This window comes from Escherichia sp. E10V5, from assembly GCF_004212315.1.
Taxonomy (GTDB): domain Bacteria; phylum Pseudomonadota; class Gammaproteobacteria; order Enterobacterales; family Enterobacteriaceae; genus Escherichia.
In genome coordinates this window covers 38,267-51,292 of sequence record NZ_RHJM01000030.1, presented here as the reverse complement: position 1 = coordinate 51,292, position 13,026 = coordinate 38,267, and the positions used below count along the sequence as shown (strand labels likewise).

The window sequence follows — 13,026 nt, the reverse complement described above, 5'->3', positions numbered from 1 at the left end:
CAGAGGCTATCAGGCAACACCTTTATCTCCTGCGCAACAACCTTAATGCATTCGCCGTTACCAGCACCGTCGCCCCCGTATCTGCCAGCACTGCCAGCCACAGGCCGGTCATCCCTAATAGCGTAGTGATGAGGAAAACGCCTTTCAGCCCCAGCGCAATGGTGATGTTCTGGCGGATATTGGCGTGAGTGGCGCGCGCCAGTTCAATCATTTGCACCAGACCGCGCAGGTGGTTATGGGTTAACGCTGCATCGGCGGTTTCCAGCGCCACGTCTGTGCCGCTACCCATTGCAATCCCGATGGCGGCAGCTTTCATTGCTGGCGCGTCGTTAATACCGTCACCGACCATTGCCAGCGGCGCATGTTGATTCAGCTCGGTCACCGCTTTGACTTTATCTTCCGGCAACAGGCCCGCTTTAAATTCCAGCCCCAGTTCCCCGGCGATTGCCGCCGCTGCGCGTGGATTATCGCCAGTGAGGATCACCCCTTTGACGCCCAGCGCGTTCAGTTCATTGATAGCAGTTGCGGCATCGGCGCGCAGGGTGTCCTGCAATGCAATGACACCCAGCACGTCATCGTTACGTACCACCAGCACTACCGTTTGCCCGGCGCTTTCCAGTTCATTAATCAAACCGGCGAATGCATCAGCAGGATGTTTTCCGGCAGCGCAAATCAATACGCGCTCACCGTTAACCTGCGCTTCAATGCCGGACCCGACCAGCGCCCGCTGTGACTCGGCGGCGGGAATGGCGAGTGCAGCGACCTGCGCTTCACGAACTATGGCTTGCGCAAGTGGATGCGTTGCGCCTTGCTCGACCGCCGCCGCCAGTGTCAGCAGTTCAGATTCGCTAATACCCGTTGCCGGATGGATGGCGGTAACGCGTGGTTTCCCGACGGTCAGCGTTCCGGTTTTATCAAACGCCACCTGGGTAACGCGACCTAGCTGTTCCAGTGCCGCGCCACCTTTAATCAATGCCCCTCGACGTGCCGCCGCCGCCAGCCCGGAAGTAATTGCCGCGGGCGTGGAGATAACTAACGCACACGGGCAACCAATCAGTAGCAGCGTCAGACCTTTATAAATCCACTCCTGCCAGCTTGCGGCAAACAGCAGCGGCGGAACCAGCGTTACCAACAGAGCGACGGCCATAATCGCGGGCGTATAGATACGGCTGAAACGGTCGATAAACCGCTCAATGGGCGCGCGGCGCTCTTCGGCTTCTTCGATCAGTTTCAGAATCCGGTCAATGGCGCTGGCACCCGGTTCTGACAGCACTTCCAGTGTCACCAGACGGTCTACGCTGGTGGCGCCTGCAGGAACTTTATCGCCCGTTGCGCGCTCCACCGGAATGGATTCTCCGGTCAGGGCGCTTTCATCAAAACTGGCAAACGGTGAGAGCAGTTTACCGTCGGCAGGCAAACGCCCACCTGCCGCAACTTCAATCACATCGCCAGGGCGCAGGCTATTGATCGCCACCTCTTCCCGCTCACCGTTACGCAGGCGCGTGGCGGTTTCTGGTTTCAACGCCATTAACGCGCTAACGCCCTGACGTGCGCGGCTGGCGGCCCAGCCTTCCAGTCGTTCGCCAATCAAAAACAGCAGCAACACCATCGCAGCTTCAGCCGTTGCGCCAATAAACAGCGCACCAATGGCGGCTACGCTCATTAACGTTTCAATAGCAAAGTAACTGCCGGATTTGATCAGCCGTAATGCCTGACGAGCAATTGGGTACAGCCCAACCAGCGTGGTCGCGATAAACGCCAGTTGACCAAACGGATGATTGAACTGCTCCAGTCCCCAACTGATTGCCATCATCACGATAAGCGTAATCAGCGGCAGATTCTCTTTCAGGCGTGATGCTTGCGGTTCGTCGGCGGCCTGTTCATCGCGCAGGGAATAGCCTGCTTTTTGCACCGCAGATTCAACTTGTGCACGGATGTCATTGTCGGCATCAACCACCAGCTTCTCGGTGGCGAACAACACCTGCACCTGATTCACGCCTGCAAGCTGGCGCACGGCATTTTCTACCTTGCGCGCACAGGCAGCACAGTCCATGCCGCTGACTTTCCAGCTATAGCGGTTGCCGGAGACGTTTTCAGAAAGGGGGGGCGTACTGGAACATGCGCCGTCGCAGCAACAGTCGTTGGCGTTCTTTACTGGTGTTAGCGGTTTGAACGCAGCAAATTGAGGGGCTTTCTTGCCGAGATTGTCAGGAGTCGACATGGCATCCTCCGGTTAAGTTTTTTCTCATTAACCGAAGGATACACTCTGGAGTCGACTCCAGAGTCAAGTTTTATCAGAGATACAGCGAGCGGACGATGAGGAAGTGACCAGCAAAGTAGCAGGCAGCAGCAATCGCGTTATCGGCCCGGAAGCGGCGGCGATAGTGGCTACCCAGCCAGACAAAGTTGCTGATAAACAGTAACGAAGCGCCGACAAACGCAGAGAGCGCCGGAGCGGTCGGGCGGAAGAACCACAGTTCGCCTGCCAGCCACACCATCACCAGCGTCATACCGACAAAGGTACAAATGGGCCAGCGTAACTCTTCCAGGCGTGTCCAGATAATGGCCAGCAACAGCGCGCCCAGTACCAGCAGCACCAGCGGCAATGGCCAGAAGAAAGAGAGCGTCATCTGGCTGGCAAAATAGATGGTGTACAGCAGGTGCGAGAGGAAAAATGCGCCAATGGCGTACATCAGACGCTGACGTGGTAATAGCGTTAGCGCATCGCCCAGCAGCGACGCACATAGCCCCGCCAGTACCAGATAGCTAATGGCGTCGAACATCGGCGCTTGCCAGGCCAGCAACAGCAGGAGAAGAAGAGTTAACGGTTTAAACACCCAGCGTTGCCAGGTTGAACCACGATAGGAGGCATCCACAGATAGCCATGCGGAAAGACAGACAGCGATAAACGACCAAAGCATCTTAGTTCCTTGAATTCGTTATTATTTAGTAAGCGGAATGCCTACAGTCTTGCTATTCAGTTTAGTGGCGAGGGCGGACAGATGACAACACCATAACGGGCAGGGTATGCTTATTTCCGCATTTTCCGATAAGGTACAAAGATGAGTAAACCACCTCTTTTCTTTATTGTTATCATTGGCTTAATTGTTGTCGCTGCATCGTTTCGCTTTATGCAGCAGCGGCGGGAAAAAGTTGATAATGATATGGCACCGCTCCAGCAAAAGCTGGTGGTGGTGAGTAACAAGCGGGAAAAACCAATTAACGATCGCCGTTCGCGCCAGCAGGAAGTGACTCCCGCTGGCACCAGTGTGCGCTATGAGGCAAGCTTCAAACCGCAAAGCGGTGGACTGGAGCAGACGTTCCGTCTAGATGCCCAGCAGTACCACGCCCTGACAGTGGGTGATAAAGGTACGCTGAGCTATAAAGGCACGCGTTTTGTCAGCTTTGCTGGCGAAGAATAAGGTTATTTTTTAACTTTAAATTTCTTCTGCCAGGCCAGCAGTTCAAACACGCCGAAAAGGAAAATACGCACCTTTTCGGCACTGCTTAGCTGCGGACCATCCTTCGGCAAAGTGGATTTCAATAGCGCCAGCTGCATACCATGCATCAGCACGGTAAAAATCAGCGCCACGTTAACGAAAATATTCAGCGGTCGCGGAAATGGCTGAACAATATTGAGGATTAAAAATCCCCATACGCAAAGCATTAACAAACGTCCAATATTAATCAGCATCACTTTCTCCTTGTGTTTCACGCTGATACAACCGATAAGCAACTTGACCCGCCACTTTTTCCCGATATAACGACCAGTTTGCCGGAACAGTGGGCAGACCGTTTTCGACTTCACTCTCGACATATATCCAGGCTTCGTCAGCCAGCCAGCCGTTGTCTTCCAGTAAATTAATGGTTTCTTCCAACAAGCCTCGGCGGAATGGCGGATCGACAAACACGATATTATGCGGTGTGCCTTTTTGCGCCAGGAATGACATTGCATTGCTGTTAACCACCCGCGCATTATCTGCTTTCAGGGTTGCCAGATTCTTGATTAATTGCTGATGCACCGCACGATCCATCTCAATCAGCGTGGCGCCCGCAGCGTAGCGAGACAAGGCTTCCAGCCCCAGCGCGCCGCTACCGGCGAAGCAATCCAGACATTGCGCATCGACGATAACCGGAGCCAGCCAGTTAAATAACGTTTCGCGCACGCGATCGGTGGTGGGGCGCAGGCCTGGGCTGTCCGGAACCGGGAGTTTACGGCCTCGCCACTGCCCGCCAATAATGCGGATTTGGCCGCTACCGGAATGATTCGGTTTTTTCATGATAAATTGCTCAATCCGCCAGATAACACATAATTGCAGGCGGTGATGTGTATTCAGTTAAGTGATAGACTATTTCATCATTTTTTTAGCTGCTATGTACATAGCGTTAACGCTGTGCCATGAAGCAACAGCGAGGAGTGTAGTCGCAGATGGCGAAAGAAAAAAAACGTGGCTTTTTTTCCTGGCTGGGCTTTGGTCAAAAAGAGCAGACCCCGGAAAAAGAGACAGAAGTCCAAAATGATCAATCGGTTGTAGAAGAAACTGTCCAGGCAGAAGAGCCTGCGAAGGTTGCTGAACAACCTGTTGAGGAGTTGCCGCAGTCCCATACTGAAGCCGAGGCGGAAACTTTTGCTGCCGAAGTGGTGGAAGTGACGGAACAGGTTGCCGAAAGCGAGAAAGTGCAGCCTGACGCTGTTGTCGAAGCGGAAGCCAGTGCGCAGCCAGAACTCGTAGTGGAAGAATCGCCAGCACCGGTAGTTGAACCTGAAGTCACGCCGGAGCCAGTGGCTATCGAGCGTGAAGAGCTGCCGTTGCCGGAAGACGTCAACGCCGAAGAGGTTTCGCCAGAAGAATGGCAGGCAGAAGCGGAAACCGTGGAGATTGTCGAAGCGGCGCAAGAAGAAGCGGCTAAAGAAGAAATCACCGACGAAGAGCTGGAAGCACAGGCGCTGGCTGCCGAAGCGGCAGAAGAGGCGGTGATGGTGGTTCCTCCGGCAGAAGAAGAGCAGCCGGTGGAAGAAATTGCCCAGGAGCAAGAAAAACCGACCAAAGAAGGTTTCTTCGCGCGCCTGAAACGCAGCCTGTTAAAAACCAAAGAAAATCTCGGTTCCGGATTTATCAGCCTGTTCCGCGGTAAAAAAATCGACGATGATCTGTTTGAGGAGCTGGAAGAGCAGCTTTTGATCGCCGATGTGGGTGTGGAAACCACGCGTAAAATCATCACCAATCTGACAGAAGGCGCATCCCGCAAGCAGCTTCGTGACGCCGAGGCGCTCTATGGCCTGCTGAAAGAAGAGATGGGCGAGATTCTGGCGAAAGTCGATGAACCACTGAACGTCGAAGGCAAAGCGCCGTTTGTGATCCTGATGGTCGGCGTCAATGGCGTGGGGAAAACCACGACGATTGGCAAGCTGGCGCGTCAGTTTGAACAGCAAGGTAAATCGGTGATGCTGGCGGCGGGCGATACTTTCCGTGCGGCAGCGGTTGAGCAGCTTCAGGTCTGGGGTCAGCGCAACAATATCCCGGTGATTGCCCAGCATACTGGTGCGGATTCCGCCTCTGTTATCTTCGACGCCATTCAGGCTGCGAAGGCGCGTAATGTTGACGTTCTGATTGCCGATACCGCCGGACGCTTGCAGAACAAATCGCACCTGATGGAAGAGCTGAAGAAAATCGTCCGCGTGATGAAGAAACTCGACGTTGAAGCCCCGCATGAAGTTATGCTGACTATCGATGCCAGCACCGGGCAGAATGCGGTAAGCCAGGCCAAATTGTTCCACGAAGCGGTTGGCTTAACCGGCATCACGTTAACGAAACTGGACGGCACGGCGAAAGGCGGGGTAATTTTCTCGGTGGCTGACCAGTTTGGTATTCCTATCCGCTATATTGGTGTCGGCGAACGTATTGAGGATTTGCGTCCGTTTAAGGCGGACGACTTTATAGAGGCACTTTTTGCCCGAGAGGATTAACAATGATTCGCTTTGAACATGTCAGCAAGGCTTATCTCGGTGGGAGACAGGCGCTGCAGGGCGTTACGTTTCATATGCAGCCGGGTGAGATGGCGTTTCTGACCGGTCATTCCGGTGCAGGGAAAAGTACCCTCCTGAAGCTGATCTGTGGGATTGAGCGGCCAAGCGCCGGGAAAATCTGGTTTAGCGGCCATGACATCACGCGTCTGAAAAACCGTGAAGTTCCGTTTCTGCGCCGCCAGATCGGCATGATTTTCCAGGATCACCATCTACTGATGGACCGTACTGTCTATGATAACGTGGCGATCCCGTTGATTATCGCCGGTGCCAGCGGTGACGATATTCGTCGCCGTGTATCGGCGGCGCTGGACAAAGTCGGGCTACTGGACAAAGCGAAAAACTTTCCAATACAGCTTTCTGGCGGTGAACAGCAGCGCGTTGGCATTGCCCGCGCGGTGGTGAACAAACCTGCGGTACTGCTGGCGGACGAACCGACCGGTAACCTGGATGATGCGCTGTCAGAAGGGATTTTACGTCTGTTTGAAGAGTTTAATCGCGTTGGGGTAACAGTATTGATGGCTACACACGACATCAACCTGATTTCACGACGTTCCTATCGCATGCTCACCCTGAGCGATGGTCACTTGCATGGAGGCGTGGGCCATGAATAAGCGCGATGCAATCAATCATATCCGGCAGTTTGGCGGGCGTCTTGATCGCTTCCGTAAATCGGCTGGCGGCTCTGGCGACGGGGGGCGTAACGCGCCGAAACGCGCGAAGTCCTCGCCAAAACCGGCAAATCGCAAAACCAACGTTTTCAACGAACAGGTGCGCTATGCGTTCCACGGCGCTTTGCAGGATCTGAAAAGCAAACCGTTCGCCACGTTTCTAACCGTGATGGTCATCGCCATCTCCCTGACGCTGCCAAGCGTCTGTTATATGGTGTACAAAAACGTTAACCAGGCGGCGACGCAGTATTATCCGTCACCACAAATCACCGTTTATCTACAAAAAACACTGGATGATGACGCCGCAGCAGGCGTAGTGGCGCAGCTACAGGCCGAGCAGGGCGTGGAGAAAGTGAACTATCTTTCTCGTGAAGACGCACTGGGCGAGTTCCGTAACTGGTCTGGCTTTGGCGGCGCGCTGGATATGCTGGAGGAAAACCCGCTTCCGGCAGTAGCGGTGGTGATCCCGAAACTCGATTTTCAGGGGACGGAGTCACTGAATACGCTGCGCGATCGAATCACTCAGATTAACGGCATTGACGAAGTGCGGATGGATGACAGCTGGTTTGCCCGTCTGGCGGCGTTGACCGGGCTGGTCGGGCGCGTTTCGGCGATGATCGGCGTGTTGATGGTGGCGGCCGTGTTCCTCGTCATCGGCAACAGCGTACGTCTGAGCATCTTTGCTCGCCGTGACTCCATCAACGTGCAGAAACTGATTGGTGCGACGGATGGTTTCATCCTTCGCCCGTTCCTGTACGGCGGTGCGCTGCTGGGATTTTCTGGCGCATTGTTGTCATTAATTTTGTCAGAAATTCTGGTACTGCGTTTGTCGTCAGCGGTGGCGGAAGTGGCGCAGGTTTTCGGAACTAAGTTTGATATCAATGGCTTATCTTTCGATGAATGTCTGCTTTTGCTGCTGGTGTGTTCGATGATTGGCTGGGTGGCAGCCTGGCTTGCCACGGTACAACATTTACGCCATTTTACGCCTGAATAATAAAAGCGTGTTATACTCTTTCCCTGCAATGGGTTCCGTAGCAGGGAAAGAGACCCCGTTGTCTCTTCCCGGTATTTCATCTCTATGTCACATTTTGTGCGTAATTTATTCACAGCGTTGCATTGAACTTGTGGATAAAATCACGGTCTGATAAAACAGTGAATGATAACCTCATTGCTCTTAAGCTCTGGCACAGTTGTTGCTACCACTGAGGCGCCAGAAGATATCGATTGAGAGGATTTGAATGACTGACAAAATGCAAAGTTTAGCTTTAGCCCCTGTTGGCAACCTGGATTCCTACATCCGGGCAGCTAACGCGTGGCCGATGTTGTCGGCTGACGAGGAGCGGGCGCTGGCTGAAAAGCTGCATTACCATGGCGATCTGGAAGCAGCTAAAACGCTGATCCTGTCTCACCTGCGGTTTGTTGTTCATATTGCTCGTAATTATGCGGGCTATGGCCTGCCACAGGCGGATTTGATTCAGGAAGGTAACATCGGCCTGATGAAAGCAGTGCGCCGTTTTAACCCGGAAGTGGGTGTGCGCCTGGTCTCCTTCGCCGTTCACTGGATCAAAGCAGAGATCCACGAATACGTTCTGCGTAACTGGCGTATCGTCAAAGTTGCGACCACCAAAGCGCAACGCAAACTGTTCTTCAACCTGCGTAAAACCAAGCAGCGTCTGGGCTGGTTTAACCAGGACGAAGTCGAAATGGTGGCCCGTGAACTGGGCGTAACCAGCAAAGACGTGCGTGAGATGGAGTCACGTATGGCAGCGCAGGACATGACCTTTGACCTGTCTTCCGACGACGATTCCGATAGCCAGCCGATGGCTCCGGTGCTCTATCTGCAGGATAAATCATCCAACTTTGCCGACGGCATTGAAGATGATAACTGGGAAGAGCAGGCGGCAAACCGCCTGACCGATGCGATGCAAGGTCTGGACGAGCGTAGCCAGGACATCATCCGCGCGCGCTGGCTGGACGAAGACAACAAGTCCACGTTGCAGGAACTGGCTGACCGTTACGGTGTTTCCGCTGAGCGTGTGCGTCAGCTGGAAAAGAACGCGATGAAAAAACTTCGCGCTGCTATTGAAGCGTAATTTCCGCTGTTAAGCAGAGAACCCTGGATGAGAGTCCGGGGTTTTTGTTTTTTGGGCCTCTGCAATAATCAATTTCCCCCTCCGGCAAAACGCCAATCCCCACGCAGATTGTTAATAAACTGTCAAAATAGCTATTCCAATATCATAAAAATCGGGTATGTTTTAGCAGAGTATGCTGCTAAAGCACGGGTAGCCATGCATAAAACGAAATAAAGTGCTGAATAACAACATCACAACACACGTAATAACCAGAAGAATGGGGATTCTCAGGATGAATATAAAGGGTAAAGCGTTACTGGCAGGATGTATCGCGCTGGCATTCAGCAATATGGCTCTGGCGGAAGATATTAAAGTTGCGGTCGTGGGCGCGATGTCTGGTCCGGTGGCCCAGTACGGTGACCAGGAGTTTACTGGCGCAGAGCAGGCGGTTGCAGATATCAACGCTAAAGGCGGTATCAAAGGCAACAAACTGCAAATCGTAAAATATGACGATGCCTGTGACCCGAAACAAGCGGTCGCGGTGGCGAACAAAGTCGTTAACGATGGCATTAAATACGTGATTGGTCACCTCTGTTCTTCATCAACGCAGCCAGCGTCTGACATCTACGAAGACGAAGGCATTTTAATGATCACCCCAGCGGCAACCGCGCCAGAGCTGACCGCGCGCGGCTATAAGTTGATTATGCGCACCACCGGCCTGGACTCCGACCAGGGACCGACGGCGGCGAAATATATTCTTGAGAAAGTGAAACCGCAGCGTATTGCTATCGTCCACGACAAACAACAGTACGGTGAAGGTCTGGCGCGTGCGGTGCAGGACGGCCTGAAGAAAGGCAATGCTAACGTGGTGTTCTTTGATGGCATCACCGCTGGGGAAAAAGATTTCTCAACGCTGGTGGCGCGTCTGAAGAAAGAGAATATCGACTTCGTTTACTACGGCGGCTACCACCCGGAAATGGGGCAAATCCTGCGTCAGGCACGCGCGGCAGGGCTGAAAACTCAGTTTATGGGGCCGGAAGGCGTGGCTAACGTCTCGCTGTCTAATATCGCGGGCGAGTCAGCGGAAGGGCTGCTGGTGACCAAGCCGAAGAACTACGATCAGGTTCCGGCGAACAAACCGATTGTTGACGCGATCAAAGCGAAAAAACAGGATCCAAGCGGAGCGTTCGTCTGGACCACCTACGCCGCGCTGCAATCTTTGCAGGCGGGCCTGAATCAGTCAGATGATCCGGCTGAGATCGCTAAATACCTGAAAGCGAACTCGGTTGATACCGTGATGGGACCACTGACCTGGGATGAGAAAGGCGACCTGAAAGGTTTTGAGTTCGGCGTATTTGACTGGCACGCCAATGGCACGGCGACCGATGCGAAGTAACAGATAGATAAATGAAAATGCCCGATGCGCTTAACGGCTATCGGGTTTTTTTGTGTTTGTCGAAATGGTTGTAGAAAGATTAAACAATCCAGGATATGCTTATTGTACGGTGATGTGCCGTACATATTATACGGAGCAGGAGAGTTCACATGTCTGCTGTTAAAAAGCAGCGTATCGATCTGCGTTTAACTGACGATGATAAAAGTATGATTGAGGAAGCGGCAGCGATATCTAATCAGTCCGTCAGCCAATTTATGTTGAACAGCGCTTCACAGCGGGCTGCGGAAGTGATTGAACAGCATCGGCGGATGATCCTCAATGAGGAATCCTGGACGCGGGTGATGGATGCGCTGAGTAATCCCCCGTCGCCAGGTGAAAAGCTAAAACGCGCGGCAAAACGTCTTCAGGGAATGTAATAATTTATGGATGATCTGACGATAGAGATTCTGACCGATGATGCAGATTATGATCTACAGCGATTCGACTGCGGCGAGGAAGCGTTAAATCTCTTTCTGACGACACATCTGGTTCGTCAACATCGCAATAAAATTCTGCGAGCGTATATCCTTTGTCGCAACACTCCAGAACGTCAGGTGCTGGGATATTACACATTATCCGGCAGTTGTTTTGAACGAGCCGCATTGCCCTCGAAATCGAAACAGAAAAAAATTCCCTACAAAAATATTCCCAGCGTCACTCTTGGGCGTCTGGCAATTGATCGTTCATTACAGGGGCAGGGATGGGGAGCAACATTGGTTGCTCATGCCATGAAAGTCGTCTGGTCAGCCTCTTTAGCGGTAGGTATTCACGGTCTTTTTGTCGAGGCGCTGAATGAAAAAGCCCATACGTTTTATCGGTCGCTGGGCTTTATCCCGTTGGTCGGAGAAAACGAAAATGCGTTATTTTTCCCAACTAAATCCATTGAACTGCTTTTTACACAGAGCGATTAACGCTTCTCCCAGCCGCCCAGTTGTGACGTAAACCCCAGTGCCTGCATAAACGCTGTCATCACGCCGCGATCTTCCACGCCAGCATCCGCCATCCACCAGCCTGAAACGCCAGGATTGTTACGCAAAACCTCTTCCAGCAGATATTGCCCTACACCGCGACGCCGGGTGACTTCCCGCACGCGCAGGGAATCCAGTGCTCCCTCGGTGCCGCTTAAGGTTACCCGCACGGCCGCGAGCAGACGCTCGTTAAAACGCGCGGCGTAGATACGGTGGTTATCGTCAATCTGTAAAGAGGAAGGGGAATACTCCGGCCAGATCTTTTGCAGGTCAATCCGGTCCTGGTCGCTAAAGTTTTCTAATCGAATGATGGTCAGCTTCATGGGTAACCCGTGTAAATCACAAAAGTGGAACCAGTGTAGCGAAATAATTTAATCGGAGGCTTTCTCTTTTTTATTTCTTTTGGCAGGTGATTAATTTTTTTTCAGCAATAATTACAAATTAAAAACATTAGAGAATGAAAATTGTCCAGCATAATCCCCTGATGGGTAGTGAATTGTTCCGCCCTTTATGCCGTTATTTTATGCTGACAACGACGCTTTTTTCTGTTTATCTATCAACATATTCAGAATATTATCTGTTCTTAATCGACTGAAAAATAGGGATTTTAATCGCTATTATCACAATATACTGCGCTAAACCCTTAATCAGACAGGTAAAAACAGTGCAGTATAAAAAAGAACAGTCTGATTTCTGAATACATAAAAACAAAGCAGCACAACATTACGAGTGGGGATTTTGAATAATGAAACGGAATGCGAAAACTATCATCGCAGGGATGATTGCACTGGCAATATCACACACCGCGTTGGCCGACGATATTAAAGTTGCCGTTGTCGGCGCGATGTCCGGCCCGGTTGCCCAGTGGGGCGATATGGAATTTAACGGCGCGCGTCAGGCAATCAAAGACATCAATGCCAAAGGGGGAATTAAGGGCGATAAGCTGGTTGGCGTGGAATATGACGATGCCTGTGACCCGAAACAAGCCGTTGCGGTCGCCAACAAAATCGTTAATGACGGCATTAAATACGTTATTGGTCATCTGTGTTCTTCTTCTACCCAACCTGCATCAGATATCTACGAAGACGAAGGTATTCTGATGATCTCGCCGGGAGCGACCAATCCGGAGCTGACCCAACGCGGTTATCAACACATCATGCGTACTGCCGGGCTGGACTCTTCCCAGGGGCCAACGGCGGCAAAATACATTCTTGAGACGGTGAAGCCCCAGCGCATCGCCATCATTCACGACAAACAACAGTATGGCGAAGGGCTGGCGCGTTCGGTGCAGGACGGGCTGAAAGCGGCTAACGCCAACGTCGTCTTCTTCGACGGTATTACCGCTGGCGAGAAAGATTTCTCCGCGCTGATCGCCCGCCTGAAAAAAGAAAACATCGACTTCGTTTACTACGGCGGTTACTACCCGGAAATGGGGCAGATGCTGCGCCAGGCCCGTTCCGTTGGCCTGAAAACCCAGTTTATGGGGCCGGAAGGTGTCGGTAACGCATCGCTGTCGAACATTGCCGGTGATGCCGCCGAAGGCATGTTGGTCACTATGCCAAAACGCTATGACCAGGATCCGGCAAACCAGGGCATCGTTGATGCGCTGAAAGCAGACAAGAAAGATCCATCCGGGCCATATGTCTGGATCACCTACGCGGCAGTGCAATCTCTGGCAACTGCCCTTGAGCGTACCGGCAGCGATGAGCCGCTGGCGCTGGTGAAAGATTTAAAAGCTAACGGTGCAAACACCGTGATTGGGCCGCTGAACTGGGATGAAAAAGGCGATCTTAAGGGATTTGATTTTGGTGTCTTCCAGTGGCACGCCGACGGTTCATCCACGGCAGCCAAGTGA

At 52.5% G+C, this 13,026-nt stretch carries 14 protein-coding genes; 9 read left to right on the top strand and 5 right to left on the bottom strand.

Annotation, left to right across the window (positions count from 1 at the left end; all coding sequences use genetic code 11):
* Nucleotides 1-22 precede the first annotated feature (22 nt).
* Together zntA and D9738_RS19760 are read right to left on the bottom strand one after the other, a co-directional pair.
* On the bottom strand, nucleotides 23-2,221 hold the full coding sequence (gene zntA, locus D9738_RS19765) for a Zn(II)/Cd(II)/Pb(II) translocating P-type ATPase ZntA (protein ID WP_130260968.1): 2,199 nt from the start codon (nucleotides 2,219-2,221) through the stop codon (nucleotides 23-25).
* Between the two features lie 73 nt (nucleotides 2,222-2,294).
* A complete protein-coding gene (locus D9738_RS19760) occupies nucleotides 2,295-2,921 on the bottom strand; it encodes a lysoplasmalogenase (protein ID WP_064527705.1) in 627 nt (208 codons plus the stop codon).
* A 141-nt stretch (nucleotides 2,922-3,062) separates the two neighbouring features.
* Here D9738_RS19760 and D9738_RS19755 point away from each other — a divergent pair, with 141 nt between their 5' ends.
* Nucleotides 3,063-3,422, top strand: coding sequence for a DUF2500 domain-containing protein (locus D9738_RS19755; protein WP_130209088.1), 360 nt, complete (start codon nucleotides 3,063-3,065; stop codon nucleotides 3,420-3,422).
* Between the two features lie 2 nt (nucleotides 3,423-3,424).
* Here D9738_RS19755 and D9738_RS19750 read toward each other — a convergent pair whose 3' ends face one another.
* A complete protein-coding gene (locus D9738_RS19750; protein WP_130260967.1) occupies nucleotides 3,425-3,694 on the bottom strand; it encodes a DUF1145 family protein in 270 nt (89 codons plus the stop codon).
* Nucleotides 3,684-4,280 (bottom strand): 16S rRNA (guanine(966)-N(2))-methyltransferase, encoded by a 597-nt coding sequence (rsmD, locus tag D9738_RS19745; protein WP_130209084.1) that lies wholly within the window; start codon nucleotides 4,278-4,280, stop codon nucleotides 3,684-3,686. The genes D9738_RS19750 and rsmD overlap by 11 nt, the downstream gene beginning before the upstream one ends.
* A 149-nt stretch (nucleotides 4,281-4,429) precedes the next feature.
* Between rsmD and ftsY the strand changes: the two genes are divergently transcribed.
* From ftsY to ataT, 7 genes are all read left to right on the top strand, one after another.
* Nucleotides 4,430-5,968 carry a signal recognition particle-docking protein FtsY gene (ftsY, locus tag D9738_RS19740; RefSeq protein WP_130260966.1) on the top strand — a complete coding sequence of 513 codons (1,539 nt, stop codon included), beginning with the start codon at nucleotides 4,430-4,432 and terminating at the stop codon, nucleotides 5,966-5,968.
* 2 nt (nucleotides 5,969-5,970) lie between these two features.
* Nucleotides 5,971-6,639 carry a cell division ATP-binding protein FtsE gene (gene ftsE, locus D9738_RS19735; RefSeq protein WP_000617723.1) on the top strand — a complete coding sequence of 223 codons (669 nt, stop codon included), beginning with the start codon at nucleotides 5,971-5,973 and terminating at the stop codon, nucleotides 6,637-6,639.
* Nucleotides 6,632-7,690 (top strand): permease-like cell division protein FtsX, encoded by a 1,059-nt coding sequence (ftsX, locus tag D9738_RS19730; RefSeq protein WP_130209080.1) that lies wholly within the window; start codon nucleotides 6,632-6,634, stop codon nucleotides 7,688-7,690. The genes ftsE and ftsX overlap by 8 nt, the downstream gene beginning before the upstream one ends.
* Nucleotides 7,691-7,934: 244 nt before the next feature.
* The gene (gene rpoH / locus D9738_RS19725) at nucleotides 7,935-8,789 is read left to right on the top strand and encodes an RNA polymerase sigma factor RpoH (RefSeq protein WP_000130217.1); all 855 of its coding nucleotides are present in this window, start codon (nucleotides 7,935-7,937) and stop codon (nucleotides 8,787-8,789) included.
* A gap of 271 nt (nucleotides 8,790-9,060) precedes the next feature.
* Nucleotides 9,061-10,164: a branched chain amino acid ABC transporter substrate-binding protein LivJ gene (gene livJ / locus D9738_RS19720; RefSeq protein WP_074399485.1), complete on the top strand. Its 1,104-nt coding sequence runs from the start codon at nucleotides 9,061-9,063 to the stop codon at nucleotides 10,162-10,164.
* A gap of 149 nt (nucleotides 10,165-10,313) precedes the next feature.
* Nucleotides 10,314-10,580 carry a type II toxin-antitoxin system antitoxin AtaR gene (ataR, locus tag D9738_RS19715; protein ID WP_001277106.1) on the top strand — a complete coding sequence of 89 codons (267 nt, stop codon included), beginning with the start codon at nucleotides 10,314-10,316 and terminating at the stop codon, nucleotides 10,578-10,580.
* A 6-nt stretch (nucleotides 10,581-10,586) separates the two neighbouring features.
* Nucleotides 10,587-11,114 (top strand): type II toxin-antitoxin system toxin acetyltransferase AtaT, encoded by a 528-nt coding sequence (ataT, locus tag D9738_RS19710; RefSeq protein ID WP_130260965.1) that lies wholly within the window; start codon nucleotides 10,587-10,589, stop codon nucleotides 11,112-11,114.
* On the opposite strand, the gene panM is transcribed toward ataT, so the two are convergent.
* Nucleotides 11,111-11,494, bottom strand: a complete 384-nt coding sequence (gene panM, locus D9738_RS19705; RefSeq protein ID WP_130260964.1) for an aspartate 1-decarboxylase autocleavage activator PanM — start codon at nucleotides 11,492-11,494, stop codon at nucleotides 11,111-11,113. The two genes, ataT and panM, sit on opposite strands and share 4 nt — an antisense overlap.
* 422 nt (nucleotides 11,495-11,916) lie before the next feature.
* Here panM and livK point away from each other — a divergent pair, with 422 nt between their 5' ends.
* On the top strand, nucleotides 11,917-13,026 hold the full coding sequence (gene livK, locus D9738_RS19700; protein WP_130260963.1) for a high-affinity branched-chain amino acid ABC transporter substrate-binding protein LivK: 1,110 nt from the start codon (nucleotides 11,917-11,919) through the stop codon (nucleotides 13,024-13,026).

Excerpts from the sequence above, each read along its gene's own strand:
- zntA (WP_130260968.1), bottom strand. The coding sequence starts at position 2,221 with ATGTCGACTCCTGACAATCTCGGCAAGAAAGCCCCTCAATTTGCTGCG.
- D9738_RS19760 (WP_064527705.1), bottom strand. The coding sequence starts at position 2,921 with ATGCTTTGGTCGTTTATCGCTGTCTGTCTTTCCGCATGGCTATCTGTG.
- D9738_RS19755 (WP_130209088.1), top strand. The coding sequence starts at position 3,063 with ATGAGTAAACCACCTCTTTTCTTTATTGTTATCATTGGCTTAATTGTT.
- D9738_RS19750 (WP_130260967.1), bottom strand. The coding sequence starts at position 3,694 with ATGCTGATTAATATTGGACGTTTGTTAATGCTTTGCGTATGGGGATTT.
- rsmD (WP_130209084.1), bottom strand. The coding sequence starts at position 4,280 with ATGAAAAAACCGAATCATTCCGGTAGCGGCCAAATCCGCATTATTGGC.
- ftsY (WP_130260966.1), top strand. The coding sequence starts at position 4,430 with ATGGCGAAAGAAAAAAAACGTGGCTTTTTTTCCTGGCTGGGCTTTGGT.
- ftsE (WP_000617723.1), top strand. The coding sequence starts at position 5,971 with ATGATTCGCTTTGAACATGTCAGCAAGGCTTATCTCGGTGGGAGACAG.
- ftsX (WP_130209080.1), top strand. The coding sequence starts at position 6,632 with ATGAATAAGCGCGATGCAATCAATCATATCCGGCAGTTTGGCGGGCGT.
- rpoH (WP_000130217.1), top strand. The coding sequence starts at position 7,935 with ATGACTGACAAAATGCAAAGTTTAGCTTTAGCCCCTGTTGGCAACCTG.
- livJ (WP_074399485.1), top strand. The coding sequence starts at position 9,061 with ATGAATATAAAGGGTAAAGCGTTACTGGCAGGATGTATCGCGCTGGCA.
- ataR (WP_001277106.1), top strand. The coding sequence starts at position 10,314 with ATGTCTGCTGTTAAAAAGCAGCGTATCGATCTGCGTTTAACTGACGAT.
- ataT (WP_130260965.1), top strand. The coding sequence starts at position 10,587 with ATGGATGATCTGACGATAGAGATTCTGACCGATGATGCAGATTATGAT.
- panM (WP_130260964.1), bottom strand. The coding sequence starts at position 11,494 with ATGAAGCTGACCATCATTCGATTAGAAAACTTTAGCGACCAGGACCGG.
- livK (WP_130260963.1), top strand. The coding sequence starts at position 11,917 with ATGAAACGGAATGCGAAAACTATCATCGCAGGGATGATTGCACTGGCA.